Consider the following 20,497-nt stretch of genomic DNA (forward strand, 5'->3'; position numbering starts at 1 on the left):
GCAGGCCACGGCCGGTCCTTGCGCCAGACTGGGGGCGATGCTCAGGGGAAGGGCGACGACAAAAGCCGCCACGGCAGTCAAGGTCTTAAAATTCATCATTTTTTGGCTCCATCGACGGGGATTGCCCGGAACACCCGCTCTCGCTCTCAACCCGGTCGGATCGCGGTCGTTCCGGTCACTCGCCGCCGTCGAGCAAAGCTGATCAGATCCCGCTGTATAGAGGCTGAATGAATTGCGGTGATTTTACGGAACCTGCTCCGGCTTGTTCGCAGGCATTCGCAACGGCTGCTGGACAATCGGTTCGGCGGGTGGCATCAGGGAAACTGCTGTCGCCGAGGGATGGGCCGAGATGAAACTGTTTTTGCTGCGGATTTTTACCTGGTGGAACGGCTTCACGTTCGGCACCCAGCTCTGGACCTGGCGGTTCGGCGAGCTGGTCGGTACCGATGACCAGGGCAACCGCTACTTCCGCACCAAGGGCGGCAAGATCGACCCGACGCTGGGCTTCGAGCGGCGCTGGGTGCTGTACAACGGCTATGCCGAGCCGAGCCGCGTGCCGCCGGAATGGCACGGCTGGCTGCACAACGTCGTCGACGTGCCGCCGACCGAAGAGAGCTACACGCCGCGCGAGTGGATGCAGCCGCACCAGCCGAACCTGACCGGCACGCCGCTGGCGCACCGGCCGACCGGCTCGACGCTGTCGATCGGCCGCCGGCCGAAGGCGACCGGCGACTATCAGCCCTGGACTCCGGGCGCCTGAAATTTGTCTCGCTGTCGCGGCCGATCAGCCCGCCGGCAGCCTCTCTCGTGACAGCCGATCCGACGCACGCTTGACAGCATCGACACGGCGCTGACGCGCCCCCTGCATCCGCTGCTTTAACATCGCCACCACCTCTTGCGGCGCGGTGTCCGGCGAACCGGCGTTGAACGGCGGCGCCGGATTGTACTCCAGCATTAATTGAATCGCCTGCGCGGTCGAGCGGTCTGCCAGCAGCTCCGCCAGGGTCAGCGCAAAGTCGATTCCAGCAGTCACCCCGCCGCCGCTGATGCGGTTGCGGTCGATGCAGACGCGCGACCGCTCCGGAATCGCACCGAACGCCTTCAGATCCTCCAGCGCCGACCAGTGCGTCGTGGCGCGGTAGCCGCGCAGCAGGCCTGCCGCGCCGAGCACCAGCGCGCCGGTGCAGACGGAGGTGAGATAGCGCGCCTGTTCCGCCTGACGGCGCAGGAAGGCGAGGGTGTCCTCGTCGTTGACCAGATCGTCGGTGCCGGCGCCGCCGGGTACGCAGATCACATCGAGCTGCGGACAGCCCGCGAAGTCGATGGTCGGCGGCAGCATCAGCGCGGTGTCGCTGGTGACCGGGGCCATCGTCTTGGCCACCAGATACACTTTCGCGTTCGGCAACCTCGAGAACACCTGCAGCGGCCCGGTGAGGTCGAGCTGCGTCAGGTTCGGAAACAGCAGCAGTCCGATGGTCGTGGTGGTCATGTTGGTCTCCGTGAAACGGCCTGGCGCGCGTCAGCGCTTGACGGAGCCAATCTGGCATGCTCGGCTGTTGACCGAAATGGCATATTTCCCTCGTTTTCAGACAAACCCTCAGCGAGGCGCTTCATGATCGGCGTGCTGATCTATCCGGATTTCCAACTGCTCGATGCCGCAGGGCCAATCGCGGCGTTCGAGATCGCTGCACGCTACGCGAAGCTGGCGCCTGCCATCAGAGTGATGGCGGCAGAGGCCGGAGCGGTGCGTAGTTCGTCAGGCGCCGAGCTGCTGGCGCGCGGCCTGCGCCACGATCGGACGATGCGGACGCTGATCGTCGCCGGCGGTGAAGGGGTTCGCGCGGCGGCGCGGTGTCCACGGCTGCAAGCCTTCCTGAAGGCCGCCGCGAAGCGCGGCTGCCGCATTGCCAGCGTCTGCTCCGGCGCCTATGTGCTGGCCGAAGCCGGACTGCTCGATGGCCGGCGCGCCACCACGCATTGGGGGCGTAGCCGCGACTTCCGGATGCGCTATCCGCAGGTTCGGCTGGAGCCGGACCGGATCTTCGTGCGCGACGGCGAGGTGTGGACCTCGGCCGGCATCAGCGCCGGCATCGATCTGGCATTGGCGATCGTCGCCGAGGACTATTCCGACGCGATCGCGCGCGATGTCGCGCGGCAGTTGGTGGTGGCGCAGCGCCGCGCCGGCGGTCAGTCGCAGTTCTCGTCGCTGGTCGAGCTGCAGGCGCCGTCCGGGCGGTTCGCCGGACTGCTGTCGTGGATGCGCGAACATCTGGACACGCCGCTCACGGTCGAGCAATTGGCCGAGCAGGCGGGGATGAGCACGCGGCATTTCGCCCGCGCGTTTCGGGATGAAACCGGCACCACGCCGTCGAAGGCGGTGGAGCGGCTGCGGCTGGAGGTGGCGCGCAGCCGGCTGCAGGCATCGGGCGAAGCGATCGAACTGGTCGCACAGGCCACCGGCTTCGGCGATCCGGAGCGGATGCGCCGCGCCTTCATCCGCGCCTTCGGTCACCCGCCGCAAGCGCTGCGCCGCGCCGCGAAGGCGGCGTGACGATCGCGGCGGCTCCGGTGGTCAGGCCAGCACCGGCGCGGTCTCGGCGTGAATCCGTTCGGCCTCGGCGTTGAGCGCCGTCATCGCCTGGGTCAGGTCGGGATAGACGTCGTCGTCGATCGTGACGACACCGTAGTTGGAGTCCTCGCCGTCCCAGCGGCCCTGCGCCGGTTGATCGGCGTGCAGGAACCAATGATAGCCGATCAGCGCCGGATGGCGCAGCGCCGCGGTGGTGTAGCGCGTGAAACCTTCCGCGCGCTCCCGCTGCGTCGGCGTTCGCGGGCCTGCGCCGTGCGTATTGGGGAGTCCTGCATCGTCGCCGCGGAACGAGTATTCGCCGATCAGGCACGGTCGCCCGGTGTCGGCGTAGCCGTCGATCACCGCGTCCGGCAGCGGATCGTAGCAATTGACGCTGATCACGTCGCAGTACCTGCCGGCAGCATCGACGACGTCGCGCGGCGGCACGTAGGCAAACCTGGCGCCGAGCACGAGGTGATTGGGATCGGCCGCACGGATCGCGGCGGCGCTGACCGACAGATAGCGCTCGGCCAGCAGCCCGGCGAAGGCGTCGCAATCGGCGAAGTAACCGCGCGCGATCGGGTCATGCTCCTGCGCCCGGTCGTTGGTGAAGAAGTTGCGGCTGAACGGCGGAGGCTGCAGCGGCGCGGCGGCGAGATCGTCCCACGACGACAGCGTGCATTGCCACGCCGCATTGAACTGATCGATGCCGTCGTAGCGGCTGTTCAGCAGCGCCAGCGCGGCCCGGCGCGAGAAGGGCGCGTCCATCGCGCGAAGGATGGTCGGCAGCAGTTCGTTTTCGCCCCGCCAATCCGGTCCCCACGGCAACTCGTTATCGGTGAACCAGCCGAGTACGTGCGGATCGTCACTCTGTGGCGTGCAGACCTTGCGCGCGTGGGCGCGGGCGAACTGTTCGAATTCCGGATCGAAGATGTCGCACAGCGGCCAGCCGCCGCGCTGCTCGCCGAAGGCGGTCGCGACATAGACGACGCCGGCGGCGGAGGCGAGGGGAACGGCGCCGGCGCCAGCGACCTCCGGCTCGGACCAGGCGCCGAGCGTGTTGAAGCCCCAGGAGGCGAGACGGTCCGCCGCGACGCGGCGCCACGCTTCGCGGCTGCCGTATTTGCGCGTGCAGGCTTCGCGATACGGCCGGCGATCCGTGCCCTGAACGTTGTCATGGTCGAACTGCACCGAGACGACGCCCTTGGACAGGAAGCGACCGCCGTCCGGATCGACAAACCACCACACGCCGTCGATCTGTTCGGTTCGGAAAAAACCGCTGGCTTCGGCCTTGCGATCGGCAAGGCCGCCCCAGCGCGTGCGTGCAAGTTCAGTCATTCCGTCGTGACGACCGGCGCCTGCGCGCCGCTGCTCCCTGTTGACCGCGCAAATCCTCGGACGGCCGGAGCGCGGTCACGTTGACGCCGGTCAATGCCGTCCTGCGGCTAAAGCGCCTTCAGCCAGTCGCCGATCTCGCGTACCGCGACGTTGGCCTGCGGCAGCAGCTTCCCCATGGTGAAGAAGCCGTGGAATTGGCCCGGATAGGTCCGATGCACCACAGGGACGCCGGCGTCGGCGAGGCGACGGGCGTATTCGTCGCCTTCGTCGCGGAGCGGATCGGCGCCGGCGGTGATGACGAAGGCCGGCGGCAGGCCCGCGAGGGTTTCGGCGCGCGCCGGCGAGGCGCGCCAGTCGTCGGCATCCCGCGCGCCGCCCAGATAGTGATCGCGAAACCAGCGGATCACCGAATGGGTCAACAGCACGCTGGTCTCCGGTTCGCTGTGCGAAGGGTGCTGCATCGAGAAATCGGTGGCGGGATAGATCAGCACCTGACCGGCGAGCAACGGTCCGCCGTGATCACGGGCGTGCAGCGCGATCACGGCGGAGAGATTGCCGCCGGCGCTGTCGCCACCGACGCTGAGCTGTTCGGGATCGATGCCGAGCTTTTTGGCGTTGTCGGCGATCCAGCGCGTCGCGGCGATCGCATCGTCGACGGCAGCGGGGAATTTGTGCTCGGGCGCGAGCCGGTAGTCGACCGAGACCACCAGCAGCTCGCCGTCATGGGCGATGCCGCGGCACACCACGTCGTGAGTGTCGAGATCGCCGATCACCCAGCCGCCGCCGTGGAAGAACACCAGCGCCGGCGACAGGCCGTCGTCCTGGCGCAGGGTTTTCGGCGTATAGACCCGCGCCGGAATGTCGCCGGCCGGGCCGGGAAGGGTGATCGACTGGACCGACGCCATCTCCGGCGGCTCAGGATTGCTGACCAGCCGCGCCGCCGAGTAGTAGGCGCGCGCTTCGCTTGCGCTCAGCGTCTCGTAGGCGGGGCGGCCGGCGTCCTGGAAGGCCTTGTAAACGGCAGCGGCGTCGGGATCGAGCTTGGCGGGCATGGGGCTTCCTCGTGCTTCCCGGTTCGAGCCGGGGCTTGCTTATTCGCCGGCGGTCAGGCCCGCCGGGATTTGAAACCAATATCTCAGGAGTTCCTCGCAATAGCCAGCCGGCCGACCGGAGCGGCCACGCCCTTTCCCCGCCGTATTCCCCGTGTTAACCGGAAGGCCAATGCGAGCGGCCCGAAGCTGTAGAATGTCGCAAGCCTGATTCGTCGATTGAAGCCGCGCGGAATGTCCCGAAGCCTGAGCCTAGTCGGTCTTGCGGCGTTGATCGTCGCCCCGTTGATCGCGTTTGCGCCTCCCGCGCAAGCGCAGATCGGCAACATCTTCTCGGATCCGCCGCCGCGGCCGCCGGGCATGGTGCCGCGTGGCGCGCCGCCGCCTGCCGACGACGAGGAGGAAGAGGTGCCGGATCTGCCGCCGCAGGGGCGGGTGCTGCCGGCGCCGAACCGCGCCATGCAAGGCTCGGCGATGCCGGGCCCGGTGCAGTCGCAGCCGCTGCCGCCGCCGCCCGGCTCGACGGTGATCCCGCAGACTTCGCCGCCGGTTCCGGCCGAGCCGAACACAGGCGTTGCCAATGCGCCGGCCGCGACCAATCCGCTGCCCGGCCTGCCGCCGGGCCAACGCCAGCCGCGTGGCACGCCGCAGACCAATCCGCCGCCGGCCCCGGCGACCTTGCAGCCCGGCGACGAGATCGTCACCGAGCCGCCGGCGCAGAAGATCGTCAACAAGAAGGCGAGCTTCACCGGGCTCGACAAGATCACCGGCCGCACCATAAGCTTCGATGCGGACATCGGCGAAACGGTGCAATTCGGCGCGTTGCGGGTGAAGACCGACGCCTGTTACACCCGGCCGTCGACTGAGGCGACCAATACCGACGCCTTCGTCGAGGTCGACGAAATCACGCTGCAGGGCGAAGTGAAGCGGATCTTCTCCGGCTGGATGTTCGCAGCCAGCCCCGGTCTGCATGCCGTCGAACACCCGATCTACGACATCTGGCTGACCGACTGTAAGGGTCCGGAGACGCCGAACGTCGCCAGTGCGCAGCCCGAGCCGCCGAAGCCGGCCTCGCAGTCGCAACAGCGTCGCCGTCCGCAACAGCCGTCACAGCAAACGCTGCAGCCGCCGTCATCACTGCAGCCGGCGCCGCAGCCCCAGCGCCCGCAACGCTCCCTGCCGCCGCCGCTGCCGGGCTTCCAGCAGTAAGTGCGCTCAGGCTCCGAGAAATCGGAGCTGGCGATTTCGCTGATGTTCAACGGTTCAGCGTTGCCGCCAGCAGCTACGGACGGCGTTGCTCCGCTTCAGGCAAGGAAGGCAAGAGCACGATTGGCAAGTTGGTCGCGCGTGAGCCTGTGCTTACTTCCGCCACTGGCAGCGCTTGTGACGGCCGGCAGGCGCTCACCGCTCAGTTGCAGAGCACCTGAACGGTAAAGATCTTCGCGAGGTCGGCGATCGCCTCGGGCGCAAGCTCTCGTGTGCTCACCTTGCCCGTTGGTAGCACACCGCTGGAATCGAGGAAGTTGGTCGCGATACCGGCTTTGATCGCAAAGTTGACGTTCTGTGGAATGTCCTTTGTCGCAGCGGCGATGTTCAAGGCATTGAGCTTCGAGACGATGACGCCAATGACGTTGCCGTACTTGTCCAGCAGTGGACCGCCGCTGTTGCCGGGCTGAACGGGCGCCGAGATCTGAGCAAGCCGGGTGTCGTCTTCCATCCCCGTCGTAGCGGTGATCGCGCCGGCGGTGAAGTTGCCGGAAGTCGACAGGATGCCGGTGAGCGGAAAACCGAAAACGTAAACCGCTTCGCCGAGCCGCATCTGTGGTCGCAGGCCCGGAATGGCCGCCGGTGACGAAGCCGTCTTCAGGATCGCAAGATCGTTGGTCTTGTCCTTCGCGACGAGGGTTGCGCTCACGGCAGCCCCGCCTGGAGGCAGCACGTTGATGGTCGAACACGCGGCGATGACGTGGTGATTGGTCACGATATGGCCGCTCGCCGAGACGTAGAAGCCAGTGCCCGAGCTCTTGGTATTGCGTTTCGGCTTGGTATCCTTTGAAGGTTCGTCGCGGGTGTCGCTCTGCGCCGTCATGAACGCCTTCTGGCACGACAACACTGCTTCGAGGGCGCGTCGCGAGCCATCCAACGACAGCGCTGCGACTCGGCGCCGATTGAGAAACACGCCGACGCCGCCGGACTCGGCCAGCTCCACCATGAACTCGGTCTTGAGGTTGCCCGAGAACACACCTTTTTCATTGCTTCGCTCGAAGCCGAAGAACTCGCCGTTCCAGCGGGTGCGACCCATGACGAGTTGCATGTCGTACTGGCCATCGACCTCGACCGACGCCCAGCGCGGATTGGTGAAGGCGATGTAGGCGCTCGGCTTGTCGCCGGCGAAGCCGAACCAGACCGTCGTTCGATCCTGATAGGTCGCCGCCGCGAGGCAACCGCCGACGCTCTTGCTGAACCCGACGTCCCAGCCCGAGATCTTTCCGAACGACTTGTCGATGTTGAGGTCGCCGCAGTGGGCTTCCGTTGCGTAGGCAATCGATCCGACCAGCATCAATGCAGCGATCGCCCGCGCGAGGATGTCCTTCCGCGGAAGAGCTTTGCGGGGCGGGTGCACGAGCCGCGCTGCGAATGTTGTGTGCTTCATCGGCCTTCGCACTGGAAAATGGCTGCGCCTCTCGTGGAGGTGCCCTTGTCCGGCGGCGGATGCTTAGTCTCTGGCCGGACGTGTTTTCGAAGCGGCGATGCCGGCGAACGGGTCCGCCATCGATGCCTGAGACGGCGCCGGACGCGATCGGTGCGAAACGTGCCGCCGATGACGTGCGGACCGATAGACCCGCGGCTGTTGTTGCTGCGCGATGCCGTTGGCGATGATCGCTGCGGCGGCGACGCCAGCGAGCGCGCCGAACACGGCAGCGCCATCGCGTGCAACGGAGCGGGTTGGAAATGAGATCGCAGCGATCGCAAGAGCTGCAGCCAGCAGAGCCGGCGAGACACGCAATGACGTTTGGTCCAATGTTCTCTTCAGCATGACAGTCCCCAGATGCCTACCTTCGATTAGTAGAAAACGGGGTTGCAACGGTCAAGCAATGACCGTCAGGCGAGCGACGCGAACTCACGTCTTGAACAGTTCACTGTGGGTACCAGGATGCGTTACGTCCGCGCGATGACCGCCAGCGCTTCGGCGCCCGTCACCGGCCGATCGCTCGGCAGTGCGTCGAAGGTGGCTTCGCCTTCGAGCGCGTCGTCGAGCAGCGAGCGGTAGCGCAGCCGCGGCACTTCGATGGCGCCGAAGCTCTTCAGGTGATCGGTGACGAACTGGGTGTCGAGCAGGGTGTAGCCGCCGGCAAGCAGACGCGCGACGAGGTGGACCAGCGCCACCTTCGAAGCGTCGCGAACGCGGTGGAACATGCTCTCGCCGAAGAACGCCCGGCCGAGGCTGACGCCGTACAGGCCGCCGGCGAGATTGCCGTCCTGCCAGACCTCGACGCTGTGGCAATGGCCGATGTCGTGCAGGCCGATATACAGCTCGCGAATCCTGCGGTTGATCCAGGTGTCGTCGCGGCCCGGCTGGGGCGCGGCACAGCCGTCGATCACCGCCCTGAAGTCGCGATTGACGGTGACCGTGAAGGCATCCGACCGCACCGTGCGGGCGAGCCGTGAGGTGACGCGGAAGCCGCCGAGCGGAATGATGCCGCGCATGTCCGGTTCCACCCAGAACAGCGACGGGTCGTCGATGCTCTCGGCCATCGGGAAGATGCCGCAGGCGTAGGCGCGCAGCAGCACGTCGGGGGTAATTTCGGAAGCGGCGGAGTCGCGTGAAGCCATGCACCAAGCATAGCACGACGATGAAAGGGCGCGACTCCGCGGGACTGCTTGCGATGAGGCTGTCTGCGATCACTCAGTGCGGCAGGTCGGGTGACCAGCCGATCAACCACAGCATTGCGAAGAACGCGACGAAATACGCGATTCCGACGTGCCAGCCGTGGCGCAGCCACAGCGCCACCGACTTGCCCTCGGGAAACATGTTGGTGATCGCGACGCCGGCCGAGGAGCCGAACCACATCATCGAGCCGCCGAAGCCGACCGCGTAGGCCAGGAAGCCCCAGTCGTAGCCGCCCTGTTTCAGCGCCAGCGCGGTGAGTGGGATGTTGTCGAAGCCGGCCGATACGAAGCCGAGGCCAAGCGCGGTCTGCCAGCTCGCGCCAGGCAGCTCTTCGACCGGCATCAGCGAGGCCGTAGTGACCAGCGCCAGCAGGAAGATCGTCCCCTTGAAGGTTGCTGGCATCAGCTCCCAGTCGGGACGGCGCAGCGGCGCGGCGAGCAGGATCACTGCCCAGACGGTGAGGCCGAGCACCGGCGCATGGTCGAGCAGAGCCGGGAATTTTATGTTCGCGGTGATGTTGGCGGTGAGGGCTGCGATCAGGATCGTGGCTACGATGCCAACCCGCACCCACTCGATCTGCAGACCCTTCGGGGCATTCTTGACGATCGGCGAGAACCGCTGCTGCTGGATCGACGCCGGCACCGCGAACAGGGCCAGTGCGATACCGGCCGCGACGTAAGCGTCGAGGACCTCGAGCGGACTTATGCCGGCGATCCACATCATCGTTGTGGTGGTGTCGCCGACCACGCTGCCGGACCCGCCGGCGTTCGATGCGGCGACGATCGCGGCGAGGTAACCGATGTGGACCCGGCCGCGGAACACGTGCCGCGCCACCATGCCGCCGATCAGTGCCGCGGCGATGTTGTCGAGGAAGCTCGACAGCACGAACACCAGGCCGAGCAGCACCACCGGCCCTTTCCAATCGTCGGGGAGCAGCGCCGGCATCTCGTCGGGAATGCCGCTTTTCTCGAAATGCGCCGACAGCAGCGCAAAGCCCATCAGCAGCAGGAACAGGTTCGCCAGCGTCACCCATTCGTGCTGCATGTGCAGCGCCAGGCCGGACAGGCCGACGCCGGTCTTGAAGCCGGCGAACGCCAGCTTGTAGCCGACCACGGTGATCAGGCCGGCCAGCGCGATCAGCAAGGTGTGGCGGTGGAAGATCGCGACCCCGACCAGGGTAGCCGCGAACAGGACGAAATCGAGCGGGATGCCGAAGATCAGGATCGGTGTCACGGCAGCCTCGTGCCGGGCGGGACGCCCTCCAGCGCCTCCTCGTCCCACCGCGATGCGGACGACAACAGCTTGCCGCTGAGAGCCTGAACGTTCAAAGGCGCATCTTCCCGATATCGGACTGGCCGAACCGGCAAGGGTCGGCGGCGCGGCGGAAGCTGCCCGAGGTGCGACAAAATGGCAAGGCGGCAATGGTCTTAGGGCACCGGCTTTCGTTCGATGCCGTTTGGCAAGCCCTGGCGTTCAGCCTTTGACGGCCAGCCAGATCCAATGCCGTGATCCGGTGCGCTTGCCGACGGCACGTACCGGGACTTCGTTGACGACGAAGTCGCTGCGCCGCAGTCGCCGAGTGAAGTTGTCGTCCGGCCCGGACGACCACACAGCCAGCACACCACCGCCGCGTAGCGCTGCACGCGCCGCCGCAAGCCCCTTCGAGTCATAGAGCTGGTCGTTGGCGGGGCGGGACAGACCCTCGGGACCGTTGTCGACATCGAGCAGGATGGCGTCGTAGCGTCCCGCGCCCGTTCGGATCAGTTCGCCGACGTCGCGTTGCAGGATGTTGACGCGGCGATCGCTCAGGCTGTCGCCGAACAGTCCGGCCATCGCGCCGCGCCCCCAGTCGATCACCTCGGGCACCAGCTCGGCGACCTCGATGACGGCGTCATCGCCGAACACCTTCAGCGCGGCGCGCAGCGTGAAGCCCATGCCGAGACCGCCGATCAGGACGCGGGGCCGGGGACGCCCGGCGAGTTTCTGGCAGGCGAGGGTGGCGAGCGCTTCCTCGGAGCCGCCGAGCCGGCTGTTCATCAGCTCGTTGGCATCCAGACGGATAGAGAATTCCTCGCCGCGCCGCATCAGCCGCAATTCGCCGCCACCGGGGATCTGCGCGGTGGCCAACAGTGTCCAGGGAAGCACGGCAATCGCTCTCAGTCGCTGAGGGTGGAGGTGCGTGGCGATCTCAATGAGCGGCCTGCGCGACCTGGGCGGCGGCGGCATTGGCGCGGCGGAAGCGCAGCACCATTCGCGTGCCGGCATGATTGGGGTCGCGCTCGACATCGGCTTCCAGTTTGGCGGCCATTGCGCTGACGATGCGCTGGCCCATGCCGGTCGACTGCGGGTTGGCCTTGACGTTGAGACCGACGCCGTCGTCGGAGATCACCAGTTCGAGGTTGTCGCGGTCGGCCTTCAGCTCGACATGGATCGGCCCCTTGCCCTCCGGGTAGGCGTATTTGACCGCGTTCATCACCAGTTCGTTGACGATGATGCCGATCGCCACCGCACGGTCCGGATCGGTTTCGACCGGCTCCGCCGACAGTGTCAACCGTGACATCCGGTTACCCTCGGCCGAGCGCCGCAGATCTTCCAGCAGGGCCTCGAGGTACTGGTTGAGCATCACGCTCTTGAGATCGTGCGAGGTGTAGAGCCGGCGGTGCACCTGCGCCACTGCGGCGACACGGCCCATCGCGTTGGTCAGCGCTGCCTTGACCTCGTCCTGCTTGCTGGAAGATGCCTGCAGATGCAGCAGCGAGGCGATGATCTGCAGCGAATTGCCGACGCGGTGGTTGACTTCGCGCAGCAGCACTTCGCGTTCGGCGGCGAGGGCGGCGTAGCGGTCGCGCGAGGCGCGCACTTCAGCCTCGGCATCGTCGCGGGCCTTGCGCACCATCGCCTGCTTCAGCGCCTGATCGGCGGCGACCTGGAGCAGCGGCACGAACTCGCCCTGTGTGTCCTTCACCAGATAGTCGTCGGCGCCGGCCTTCAGCGCGGTCACCGCGATCTTGGAATCCTGCGAGGCGGTGACGAACACCACCGGAGGCGGGTCGGGAATCGACTGAATCTGCTCCAGCGTCTCCAGCCCGTCGAGGCCGGGCATGTACTGGTCGAGCGCGATCACGTCGATGCCGCCCTGGCGCAGCCGTTCCAGCCCGGCTTCGCCGCTCAGCACGTGTTCGACGCAGAAGCCCTGCCGCTGCAGGCCACGCGAGACGAGGCGACCGAGCGCCTCGTCGTCGTCGATATAGAGCAGGGTCGGCTTGGCGTCTGTCATGGAGCGTCGGGTTGCGGGACCTGGATGACCGAGAAGAACAGGCCGAGTTGGCGGATCGCGTTGGCGAAGCTCTCGTAGTTCACCGGCTTGGTGATGTAGACGTTGCAGCCGAGTTCGTAGCAGCGCTTGATCTCGTGCGCGTCGTCGGTGGTTGTCAAAACCACCACCGGGGTCGTCTTGAGATGATCATTTTCCTTGATCCGCCGCAGGATGTCGATGCCGCTGGCATCGGGCAGGTTGAGGTCGAGCAGCACCAGCAGGGCGCGATGCTTGTGTTCGATGCCGGTGCCGTCGCTGCCGAACAGATAATTCAGCGCGGCCGTCCCCGAGGTGAACGGGATGATCTCGTTGTTGACGCCGGAGCGGCGGATATTCCGCTCGATCAGACGGGCATGCCCCTCGTCGTCCTCGATCATGATGATGGTGACAGGGTTACTCATGCGCGCTGTTCCTGACTCTTGTTTGCCGTCCATCGGGCCGGCAGGGTGATGGTGAAGGTCGAGCCTTCGCCGAGTGCGGAAGAAACCGACATGGTGCCGCCCAGCCGCCGCACCAGGGCTCGCACATGGGCGAGCCCGATCCCTTGGCCGGGCCGATCCTGTGTACCGGCGCGGCGAAAAAGATCAAAGATTCTCTGGTGGTCCTTCGGATCAATCCCCCGGCCATTGTCCGCGATCTCGAAGATCACGAAGCCCAGCTTCTGCCGGCCTCGGATCACGATGTCGCCCGGCACGCCATTTTTCAGATATTTCAGGGCGTTATCGATGAGATTGGAGAAGATCTGTTCAAGCGCCAGACGGTCGCTGACGATCTCCGGCAATGGTTCGATCCGGATCTGAGCGTCGGCCTCGGCGGCCTGATGCGCCACGGTGGAGGCGATGTTTTCGATCAACTCTCGGGTGTCGATCCGCACCGGCTGGAACTGGCGGCGCCCTTCGCGGGTGAGATTCAGGATGGCGCTGATCAGGCGGTCCATCTTGCCGATCGAGGACTTGATGAAGCCGAGCGCTTCGGTGAAATCCTCGGAGAGCTGGCGGTCGGCGGGTTCGAGCTCCGGCTCGCCGTCGCTGTCGGCGTTGGCGGCGCTCTGCTTGCCGGCGACTTCCCGGCTCAGCGTGGCGATGCGGCGGAAGATGTCGCTGCGCAGCTCTTCCAGCTCGCTGGTGAAGCCCATGATGTTGACCAGCGGCGAGCGCAGATCGTGGCTGACGATGTAGGCGAAGCGCTGGATCTCCTCATTGGCCTCGCGCAGGTCGGTGGTCCGCTCCTGGACGGTGGATTCGAGGTTGAGATTGTTCTCACGAAGCTGCGTTTCGGCCTCGTCGCGCGCTCGCGCGGAGCGGCGGACCAGGAAGATCGACATCCCGGCGAGCACCAGCACCAACCCGGAGCCGGTCGTGGTGATGATGGTGGCGAGTGCCTGGCTGCGGTCGGCGGCAGTGGTGCGCTCCGAGAACAGCCGGTTTTCCTCCTGGCGCATCGCGGTCAGCGCGGAAGTCAGGGTGTCCATGGCACGGCGGCCATCAATGTCGCGCAGCAACTGCAAGGCGTCATTGATCCGGTCCTGCTGCGCAAGGGCGATGACCTGACGAAACCGTTCAATTCGGGCGGTGGCGGAGGCGATCGCCTCGTCGATAAAGGGGACCTGCGCGGTATTGTCGGCGACGAAGTCGCGAAGCCGCTTCAGTCGCGGCACGACATCGGACGCGGCTTCCTCGAATTGAGCAATCAGGTCGTCCTGGCGGGTCAGCACATAGCCGCGTTCGGCGCTTTCTGCGCGGCGGAGCTGCAGTTGCGCCAGCGCGATCTGGTTCTGGACTTCGAGGGTGTGGGCGACCCAGGCGTTGTCCTCGCGCGCCTTCTGCAGCCAGTACACCGACGCGATGCTGATAGCGACCAGCACGGCGAACGACAGCGACAAAAGGGTGATCTGGGCAAAAGAGCGCTTCCGCGCGGATTCAGGCGTCACCGCGCGTCTCCGGCACCTAAGAAACCAACCAAGCCATCCCCCAGGCGTGTTACAAAGCAGAGCTCTAAACGCTTTATAACGCGGGCGAAGGCGTTCGGTTCCCGAGGAACTGAGCTTTAACTTCCATGCTCAGAAGCGAGCCGGTGGATCGCGCGAAGCTATGCCGATGGACGAGGCTGCGGCGTCAACCCTGCGGGACTCCCGAGGCCAGATACTGCTCGAGCCAATGGATATGGTAATCGCCGTCGATGATCGAGGGCTCTCGCACCAGCGCGCGGAACAGAGGCAGTGTGGTTTCGACCCCGTCCACCACCATCTCGTCCAACGCCCGGCGGAGCCGCATCAGGCATTCGCCCCGCGTCTTGCCGTGGACGATAAGCTTACCGACCAGAGAGTCGTAGTAGGGGGGGATCGTATAGCCTTGGAATACCGCTGAATCGATCCGGATGCCGAGGCCCCCCGGCGGATGGTAGCGCGCGATCTTGCCGGGAGACGGGCGGAAGGTCACCGGGTTCTCGGCGTTGACCCGGCACTCGATGGCATGGCCGTTGAGGGTGATCTCATCCTGGGTCACAGGCAGATCGCCGCCGGCGGCGATGCGGATCTGCTCCAGCACAAGATCGATACCGGTGATCATTTCGGTCACCGGATGCTCGACCTGAATGCGGGTGTTCATTTCGATGAAGTAGAACTCGCCATCCTCGTAAAGAAACTCGATCGTGCCGACGCCGAGATACTGCATGTCCTGCATCGCCTTGGCGCAGATCCCGCCGATCCGGGCGCGCGCCTCGGCGCTGATTACCGGTGAGGGGCTTTCCTCCCACACCTTCTGATGCCGGCGCTGCAAAGAGCAGTCGCGCTCTCCGAGATGGATCGCGCCGCCGCGCCCGTCGCCAAGGATCTGGATCTCGATGTGACGTGGCTTCTGCAGGTACTTTTCCAGATAGACCGAGGCGTCGCCGAACGCTGCTTTGGCTTCGTTACCGGCAGTTGAGATCGCCAGCGCCAGATCGTCGGCGGTGTGGGCGACCTTCATGCCGCGGCCGCCGCCGCCCGCCGCCGCCTTGACCAGCACCGGGAAGCCGATCGACTGGGCGATCGCCATCGCGTCATCATCCGGGCCGACCGCGCCGTCGGAGCCGGGCACGACTGGGATACCGAGACGTTTGGCGGTCTTCTTGGCCTCGATCTTGTCGCCCATCAGCCGGATGTGTTCGGCCTTGGGGCCGATGAAGTGCAGATTGTGATCGGCGAGGATTTCGGCGAAGCGGGCGTTTTCGGACAGGAAGCCGTAGCCGGGATGCACCGCATCGGCACCGGTGATCTCGCAAGCGGCGAGCAGTGCCGGGACGTTGAGATAGCTGTCCTTGGACGGCGGTGGGCCGATGCATACGCTTTCGTCGGCGAGGCGGACGTGCATGGCGTCGGCGTCGGCGGTGGAGTGGATCGCGACCGTGGCGATGCCCAGCTCCTTGCAGGCGCGCAGCACGCGCAGGGCGATCTCGCCGCGATTAGCTATCAGGATCTTGTCAAACATTGGGGCCGCCAGGTTGAGAGGCCAACAGGAGGCGAATGGGCGAGTGGCGAATGGCGAACAGGTGAGGCGCGGCCTCCGCGCTCATTCGCCACTCGCCAACCGCTACTCGCTATTCAATTACGACCAGCGGTTCGCCGAATTCGACCGGCTGGCCGTCTTCGACGAGGATCTGGGTTACGACGCCGGCCTTCGGCGAGGGGATCTGGTTCATGGTCTTCATCGCCTCGACGATGAACAGGGTCTCGCCGACCGAGACCCGGCTGCCGATGTCGATGAACGGTTTGGCGCCAGGCTCCGGAGCGAAATACACCGTGCCGACCATCGGCGAGGTCACCACGCCTGGATGCTTGGCAAGATCGATCGTCGCCGTTTCGATCGAGGCCGCCGCCACCGCCATGGTGGTCGGTGCCGACGCATAAGCAGCCGGGACCGCCGCAGCGATGCTGACGTTGCGAGCGACGCGCACACGCAGACCCGCCCGTTCGATCTCGATTTCGGTCAGATTGGTCTCGTCCAGCAGCACCGCGAGTTCGCGGATCAGGCTGCTGTCGTCGGTCGCCGGTGCGGTAGTCGGCTCGGCGGCGGGTTTCTCTGCAGGCTGGCGGGCCATGATATGTCGATCCAGATGTCTTGAGTGAACGGGCGGGCGGGGTCAGGCCGTGGCGCTGGTGCCGAGTTTGGCGGCGAGGCCGGCGATGGCCAGCCGGTAACCGTCGATGCCGAAGCCGCACAGGCTGGCGAACGCTGCCTTCGCAATGAAGGAGTGGTGACGGAAGTCCTCACGCGCAAATACGTTGGAAACATGGACTTCCACCGTCGGGATCTGCACGCCGACGAGCGCGTCGTGCAGGGCGATCGAAGTGTGGGTGTAGCCCCCGGCGTTGATCACGATCCCTGCCGCCTTGTCGCTGCGGGCCTGATGAATCCAGTCGATCAGTTCGCCTTCGCGATTGGATTGTCGGCACACCACAGCCAGCCCGAAACCGGCCGCAGTCTCGACGCACAGTTTCTCGACATCGGCCAATGTGGCGCGACCGTAGATTTCCGGCTCACGGGTCCCGAGCAGATTCAAGTTCGGGCCGTTCAGCACGTAAATCGTCTGAGCCATCGAAAATTCCGGCAATATTTGCGAATCTGATCCAGCCGAGCGGGGCAAGCCTCCGCAGCGACTGTCGGAATCCGGCGAAACTCACCTGATTGCGGGCGTTATAGGTAACCTCGGGGCTGAGGGGAAGCCTGAACAGCCTCTCGGCGCGGATGAAATGCCTGATGCTTTGGGCGAGGGGGGATGCCCAACCAGCAGGAATCGTTTGCAATCGGCGGGCTCTGTTCGATCTGCGGTCCGCCGTTGCGCGTTTGGCCGGAAGCTGTGTCGGGGCACTTGCTTGTCCGATTTTGCAGTCCCGCGTGGTCGAAAGTTCCGTGCACCGGTGTTCTCGGAGTTTTGTTTTGTCGTGCCGTCACAAACGGACTAGACTTAACAAGGTGAGGATCGGTGCGACCCTGGACTTGCGACCGTGCAAGTGGGGCGCTGTCTCCCGGATCCATCCGCTCGCGGCCCCGTCAGCCTGAACCAGCCACGTGAGCGGTTCAGGCGTCTTCGCGCCGCGAGTCTCCAACCGGAGGCGTCATGGCTCGCTACATCGTGCGATTTATGAAGGGCATCCTCGGCGAGAACGGACGTCACGAGGAAATCTGCCAGGGCCTGCTCGAGGTCGACGCCGAGAACAGCGACGGTGCGATTGAACTTGCCAAGCAGCGGTTCTGCGAACAGGAACGGCTGCCGGAATGGTCGCTCCACGCTGACCGTGTCGACGTCGCCGAAACCGAGTTTCCGTCCTAGACCTTGCTGAAATTCGCATCCGAACATGATGAGACGCGGGCGGTTGCCGGACTTTCGGGCACAACTTTGCTCACCTCCGGGCAGGTGCCGGAAGACCGTCATCTCTGCGTCCGGACAGCGCGGCATCGTACGGTTGCGGGTGTAATCTCTACAGTGTAGAAATTGGCGACCGTCAGCGGCTGACAGCGTTGCGAAAGCTGCTGACGGTGTTGTCGCGACACGTTTCGCGATCCTCAATCAGGCTCTTGGCCGGAACGCCGGTCTTCACCCGTCTGCACCATACGCGGACGCGCGTGTCCGAGGGCTAAATCGCGACGCGCGGCTCGGACTGCGAGCGAACCATGAGCGGACTGCTCTCTATTTTTGATTTGTCAGACGAACGCGGCGTGTTGAGAACCTCGATCGCCGTGACCTTCGCGATTTCGTTTCTCGGGATCGGCTTTGGCCTGTTCTCGGGATCGTTCTCGATCGTGTTCGACGGGGTGTATTCCCTGATCGATGCCGGCATGAGCTTGCTGTCGCTGATCGTCGTCAACTTGATCACCTCCTACGCGGTGGCGGATCATCTGTCGCGCAAGCTCAGGGAACGCTTCTCGTTCGGCCTCTGGCACCTCGAGCCGATGGTGCTCGGGCTGAACGGAATCTTGCTGATCAGTGCGGCGCTCTACGCGCTGGTCACGGCCATCGGCAGCCTGCTGAGCGGCGGGCGTGATCTGGAATTCGGTTCGGCGCTGGTTTACGCAGCCGTGACGGTGATCGCATGCGCGGGCATCGCAGCCGTCGAATGGCGCGCCAATCGCAAGATCGGATCGGAATTCGTTCGCCTCGACGTGCGCGGCTGGATCATGTCGGCCGGCATCAGCGCCGCGCTGCTGATCGCCTTCATGATCGGTCTGGCGGTGCAGGGGACGTCATGGCAGTGGATTTCGCCCTACATCGATCCGGCGGTTCTGGCGGTGGTGTGTGTGCTCATCATTCCGCTTCCGATCTCGACTGTCCGCCATGCGCTCGCAGACATCTTTCTGGTCACGCCGATCGATCTCAAGAAGCACTTGGACACTGTCGCGGCGGCTTTCGTCGCCAAGCACGGTTTCGTCTCTTATCGCGCCTATGTGGCGCGTGTCGGCCGCTCGAAGGAGATCGAACTCTACTTCATCGTTCCCGCCGATGCACCGGCGCGAACCATCGGCGAGTGGGACGCATTGCGCGACGAGATCGGAGATCTGGTCGGCGACGACGGACCGAACCGCTGGCTGACTGTTGTCTTCACGGGTGATCCTGAATGGGCAGAATGACGTCGACCGCGGATGCCAAGCTGCACATCAAAACGCGTGCGAGCTCCGGGCCGCGTGGTCTTTCGAAGGAAACGATCGTCGATACGGCCGTGAACTTGATGGAGGAGATCGGGGACTCCGCCTTCAGTCTGCGCAAACTCGGCGAGAGGGTGGGCTGCGATCCGATGGCGATCGTCTATCACTTCAAGAGCAAGGACGGCGTGTATCGTGCGATGGCAGACGCCCTGGTGGCGAAGCTGTCGCCGGTCGGCAACGACCAGCCCTGGCAGGATCGGCTCCGCACCCATGCGCGCGATCATCGCGCACTGGCGCTCCGATATCCTCACACGTTTCCCCTGCTGCAAAGATTCTTCAACACGGGGGTCTCGGACTTTCCGCATATCGAGATGGTGCATCGGGCACTCGCCGATGCCGGTGTGTCCGACGACGAAGCTCCTGCCGTCTGTCTCGCCTGGTACGCAAGCGTGATCGGTCTATGTGCGGCCGAAATCAGCGGGCTCATAAGGCCGGCGAGCGAGGCCGAAGTGGCAGAAATCGAGGGACTGCCCCCCGCCGAGTTTCCGGTGTTGCGGAAACTGGCGCAATCCTACCTGGCGGTCGAAACCGAGGCCGTGTTCGAGACTGCCAACGAGCTGTTTATCAGAGGCGTATGCAGCCCCAGGGGGCGTTTGCCTGACCATTAGGTCCGCCTACGCGACAGATATGTCAGCGTCGTGCAGCCAACCATGCACCGTCCAGCGCCTGCAATAGACGGCTGGGCGATGGCGGTCGCCTGCCGATCGCGCTCAGCACTTCTCCTTGCCGCAGCGCGCGGTGTTGATCTTCTGGTGCAGCGTGTCGAGGCCGACCGCGCCGACAACCACCTGCTTGCCGATCACGTAGCTCGGCGTCCCGTTCATTCCCATCGATTCGGCGAGCTTGAAGCTCTCCTCGATGGTGGCGCGCACTTCCGGGCTGTTCATGTCTTTTTCGAGCTTGGCGGGATCGAGGCCAGCTTCCTTGGCGGCTGCCAGAGCGCGCGCCTTGTCGGCCTGACCGCGGCCACTGAGCAGCTTCTGGTGGAAGTCGAGATACTTCTTGCCGCTCGGATCTTGCATTCGCACGGCGATCCCGACCTGGGCAGCCTCGACCGAGGGCGGGCCGAGCACCGGGAACTCCTTCAGCACGACCTTGAGGTTGGGATCGGCCTTCATCAGTTCGAGCATGTCCACCATTGCGCGCTTACAGTAGCCGCAGTTGTAGTCGAAGAATTCGACCATCGTGACATCGCCGTTCTTGTTGCCCAGCGTGACGCCGCGCGGCGAACTGAAGATCAGGTCAGCGTTGTCCTTGATCGCCTGCTGATGCTTCTCCGCCTGCGCCGCGGCTTGGCGCTTGCCGAGTTCTTCCGAGGCCTCTTCCAGCACTTCGGGGTGCGTCACCAGATACTCTTTGATGATCGTCTCGATCTGGCTGCGCTGCTCGTCGGTGAATTTCTGCGCCGAGGCGACGGCCGGCGCACCGAAGACGGCGAGCGCGAGCAGGGCTGTAGCGAGCGGGCGGAGCGACGGCATGGGCGGATCCCTTCGGCGGTCAGATCGTGGAAAATTGCGCGGATTCGCACATTTCATAGCGCTTTTCGTCGGCAAATACGCGGTTTTTGTGGACGCGTCGGCTGGCACGGGCGGCCGGCCGCTTCCGACACAAAGACGCCGGCACCCGGAAAAAACGAATGCCGGCGTCCTTCGG

General features: G+C 65.2%; 21 protein-coding genes. 6 read left to right on the plus strand and 15 right to left on the minus strand.

Annotated features, from left to right (window positions below; genetic code table 11):
• Window positions 1–349 precede the first annotated feature (349 nt).
• Window positions 350–760, plus strand: a complete 411-nt coding sequence (locus tag DU475_RS04160; protein WP_047309460.1) for an NADH:ubiquinone oxidoreductase subunit NDUFA12 — start codon at window positions 350–352, stop codon at window positions 758–760.
• A 24-nt stretch (window positions 761–784) separates the two neighbouring features.
• On the opposite strand, the gene DU475_RS04165 is transcribed toward DU475_RS04160, so the two are convergent.
• The gene (locus tag DU475_RS04165; protein WP_164630848.1) at window positions 785–1,489 is read right to left on the minus strand and encodes a DJ-1/PfpI family protein; all 705 of its coding nucleotides are present in this window, start codon (window positions 1,487–1,489) and stop codon (window positions 785–787) included.
• Window positions 1,490–1,612: 123 nt separating this feature from the next.
• Between DU475_RS04165 and DU475_RS04170 the strand changes: the two genes are divergently transcribed.
• On the plus strand, window positions 1,613–2,551 hold the full coding sequence (locus DU475_RS04170; RefSeq protein ID WP_164630850.1) for a GlxA family transcriptional regulator: 939 nt from the start codon (window positions 1,613–1,615) through the stop codon (window positions 2,549–2,551).
• Window positions 2,552–2,572: 21 nt separating this feature from the next.
• On the opposite strand, the gene DU475_RS04175 is transcribed toward DU475_RS04170, so the two are convergent.
• Window positions 2,573–3,907: a glycoside hydrolase 5 family protein gene (locus DU475_RS04175; RefSeq protein ID WP_164630852.1), complete on the minus strand. Its 1,335-nt coding sequence runs from the start codon at window positions 3,905–3,907 to the stop codon at window positions 2,573–2,575.
• Between the two features lie 107 nt (window positions 3,908–4,014).
• Window positions 4,015–4,959, minus strand: coding sequence for a LipP1 family hormone-sensitive lipase (lipP1, locus tag DU475_RS04180; protein ID WP_047309428.1), 945 nt, complete (start codon window positions 4,957–4,959; stop codon window positions 4,015–4,017).
• Between the two features lie 231 nt (window positions 4,960–5,190).
• On the opposite strand from lipP1, the gene DU475_RS04185 reads away from it, so the two are divergent.
• Window positions 5,191–6,165 carry a DUF2155 domain-containing protein gene (locus DU475_RS04185; RefSeq protein WP_013502779.1) on the plus strand — a complete coding sequence of 325 codons (975 nt, stop codon included), beginning with the start codon at window positions 5,191–5,193 and terminating at the stop codon, window positions 6,163–6,165.
• 199 nt (window positions 6,166–6,364) lie between these two features.
• Here DU475_RS04185 and DU475_RS04190 read toward each other — a convergent pair whose 3' ends face one another.
• The 11 genes from DU475_RS04190 to aroQ form a co-directional block, all read right to left on the minus strand.
• Window positions 6,365–7,609 (minus strand): S1C family serine protease, encoded by a 1,245-nt coding sequence (locus tag DU475_RS04190; RefSeq protein WP_164630853.1) that lies wholly within the window; start codon window positions 7,607–7,609, stop codon window positions 6,365–6,367.
• 63 nt (window positions 7,610–7,672) lie between these two features.
• Complete coding sequence (locus tag DU475_RS04195) at window positions 7,673–7,993, minus strand: hypothetical protein (RefSeq protein WP_164630855.1); 321 nt, start codon at window positions 7,991–7,993, stop codon at window positions 7,673–7,675.
• 122 nt (window positions 7,994–8,115) lie between these two features.
• A complete protein-coding gene (aat, locus tag DU475_RS04200; protein WP_164630857.1) occupies window positions 8,116–8,790 on the minus strand; it encodes a leucyl/phenylalanyl-tRNA--protein transferase in 675 nt (224 codons plus the stop codon).
• A 73-nt stretch (window positions 8,791–8,863) separates the two neighbouring features.
• The gene (locus DU475_RS04205; protein WP_164630859.1) at window positions 8,864–10,081 is read right to left on the minus strand and encodes a citrate transporter; all 1,218 of its coding nucleotides are present in this window, start codon (window positions 10,079–10,081) and stop codon (window positions 8,864–8,866) included.
• A 240-nt stretch (window positions 10,082–10,321) separates the two neighbouring features.
• Entirely contained in the window at window positions 10,322–10,993 is a 672-nt protein-coding gene (locus tag DU475_RS04210; protein WP_047309431.1) for a spermidine synthase family protein, read from the minus strand.
• 43 nt (window positions 10,994–11,036) lie between these two features.
• Window positions 11,037–12,125 (minus strand): response regulator, encoded by a 1,089-nt coding sequence (locus tag DU475_RS04215; protein WP_013502775.1) that lies wholly within the window; start codon window positions 12,123–12,125, stop codon window positions 11,037–11,039.
• Window positions 12,122–12,565: a response regulator gene (locus DU475_RS04220; RefSeq protein ID WP_013502774.1), complete on the minus strand. Its 444-nt coding sequence runs from the start codon at window positions 12,563–12,565 to the stop codon at window positions 12,122–12,124. Before DU475_RS04220 ends, DU475_RS04215 begins: the two co-directional genes overlap by 4 nt.
• Window positions 12,562–14,094, minus strand: a complete 1,533-nt coding sequence (locus DU475_RS04225; RefSeq protein ID WP_164630861.1) for a sensor histidine kinase — start codon at window positions 14,092–14,094, stop codon at window positions 12,562–12,564. Before DU475_RS04225 ends, DU475_RS04220 begins: the two co-directional genes overlap by 4 nt.
• A 184-nt stretch (window positions 14,095–14,278) precedes the next feature.
• Window positions 14,279–15,631 carry an acetyl-CoA carboxylase biotin carboxylase subunit gene (gene accC, locus DU475_RS04230; protein ID WP_013502772.1) on the minus strand — a complete coding sequence of 451 codons (1,353 nt, stop codon included), beginning with the start codon at window positions 15,629–15,631 and terminating at the stop codon, window positions 14,279–14,281.
• 109 nt (window positions 15,632–15,740) lie between these two features.
• Complete coding sequence (gene accB, locus DU475_RS04235; protein ID WP_013502771.1) at window positions 15,741–16,241, minus strand: acetyl-CoA carboxylase biotin carboxyl carrier protein; 501 nt, start codon at window positions 16,239–16,241, stop codon at window positions 15,741–15,743.
• 42 nt (window positions 16,242–16,283) lie between these two features.
• On the minus strand, window positions 16,284–16,739 hold the full coding sequence (gene aroQ, locus DU475_RS04240) for a type II 3-dehydroquinate dehydratase (protein ID WP_164630863.1): 456 nt from the start codon (window positions 16,737–16,739) through the stop codon (window positions 16,284–16,286).
• A 522-nt stretch (window positions 16,740–17,261) separates the two neighbouring features.
• Here aroQ and DU475_RS04245 point away from each other — a divergent pair.
• From DU475_RS04245 to DU475_RS04255, 3 genes are all read left to right on the plus strand, one after another.
• Window positions 17,262–17,474 carry a hypothetical protein gene (locus DU475_RS04245; RefSeq protein WP_013502769.1) on the plus strand — a complete coding sequence of 71 codons (213 nt, stop codon included), beginning with the start codon at window positions 17,262–17,264 and terminating at the stop codon, window positions 17,472–17,474.
• 341 nt (window positions 17,475–17,815) lie between these two features.
• Window positions 17,816–18,769: a cation diffusion facilitator family transporter gene (locus DU475_RS04250; RefSeq protein WP_164630865.1), complete on the plus strand. Its 954-nt coding sequence runs from the start codon at window positions 17,816–17,818 to the stop codon at window positions 18,767–18,769.
• Window positions 18,766–19,452, plus strand: a complete 687-nt coding sequence (locus DU475_RS04255) for a TetR/AcrR family transcriptional regulator C-terminal domain-containing protein (RefSeq protein WP_080964221.1) — start codon at window positions 18,766–18,768, stop codon at window positions 19,450–19,452. The genes DU475_RS04250 and DU475_RS04255 overlap by 4 nt, the downstream gene beginning before the upstream one ends.
• 102 nt (window positions 19,453–19,554) lie before the next feature.
• Here DU475_RS04255 and DU475_RS04260 read toward each other — a convergent pair whose 3' ends face one another.
• Entirely contained in the window at window positions 19,555–20,322 is a 768-nt protein-coding gene (locus DU475_RS04260; protein ID WP_164630867.1) for a DsbA family protein, read from the minus strand.
• Window positions 20,323–20,497 lie beyond the last annotated feature (175 nt).

The sequence above is a fragment of the Rhodopseudomonas sp. WA056 genome, from assembly GCF_010906995.1.
Taxonomy (GTDB): Bacteria; Pseudomonadota; Alphaproteobacteria; order Rhizobiales; family Xanthobacteraceae; genus Rhodopseudomonas; species Rhodopseudomonas palustris_G.

Coding starts and splice junctions, on each gene's coding strand:
- DU475_RS04165 (WP_164630848.1), bottom strand. CDS start 1,489: ATGACCACCACGACCATCGGACTGCTGCTGTTTCCGAACCTGACGCAG.
- DU475_RS04175 (WP_164630852.1), bottom strand. CDS start 3,907: ATGACTGAACTTGCACGCACGCGCTGGGGCGGCCTTGCCGATCGCAAG.
- DU475_RS04215 (WP_013502775.1), bottom strand. CDS start 12,125: ATGACAGACGCCAAGCCGACCCTGCTCTATATCGACGACGACGAGGCG.
- DU475_RS04250 (WP_164630865.1), top strand. CDS start 17,816: ATGAGCGGACTGCTCTCTATTTTTGATTTGTCAGACGAACGCGGCGTG.
- DU475_RS04170 (WP_164630850.1), top strand. CDS start 1,613: ATGATCGGCGTGCTGATCTATCCGGATTTCCAACTGCTCGATGCCGCA.
- accB (WP_013502771.1), bottom strand. CDS start 16,241: ATGGCCCGCCAGCCTGCAGAGAAACCCGCCGCCGAGCCGACTACCGCA.
- DU475_RS04195 (WP_164630855.1), bottom strand. CDS start 7,993: ATGCTGAAGAGAACATTGGACCAAACGTCATTGCGTGTCTCGCCGGCT.
- accC (WP_013502772.1), bottom strand. CDS start 15,631: ATGTTTGACAAGATCCTGATAGCTAATCGCGGCGAGATCGCCCTGCGC.
- aat (WP_164630857.1), bottom strand. CDS start 8,790: ATGGCTTCACGCGACTCCGCCGCTTCCGAAATTACCCCCGACGTGCTG.
- DU475_RS04255 (WP_080964221.1), top strand. CDS start 18,766: ATGACGTCGACCGCGGATGCCAAGCTGCACATCAAAACGCGTGCGAGC.
- DU475_RS04260 (WP_164630867.1), bottom strand. CDS start 20,322: ATGCCGTCGCTCCGCCCGCTCGCTACAGCCCTGCTCGCGCTCGCCGTC.
- DU475_RS04190 (WP_164630853.1), bottom strand. CDS start 7,609: ATGAAGCACACAACATTCGCAGCGCGGCTCGTGCACCCGCCCCGCAAA.
- DU475_RS04185 (WP_013502779.1), top strand. CDS start 5,191: ATGTCCCGAAGCCTGAGCCTAGTCGGTCTTGCGGCGTTGATCGTCGCC.
- aroQ (WP_164630863.1), bottom strand. CDS start 16,739: ATGGCTCAGACGATTTACGTGCTGAACGGCCCGAACTTGAATCTGCTC.
- DU475_RS04220 (WP_013502774.1), bottom strand. CDS start 12,565: ATGAGTAACCCTGTCACCATCATCATGATCGAGGACGACGAGGGGCAT.
- lipP1 (WP_047309428.1), bottom strand. CDS start 4,959: ATGCCCGCCAAGCTCGATCCCGACGCCGCTGCCGTTTACAAGGCCTTC.
- DU475_RS04160 (WP_047309460.1), top strand. CDS start 350: ATGAAACTGTTTTTGCTGCGGATTTTTACCTGGTGGAACGGCTTCACG.
- DU475_RS04245 (WP_013502769.1), top strand. CDS start 17,262: ATGGCTCGCTACATCGTGCGATTTATGAAGGGCATCCTCGGCGAGAAC.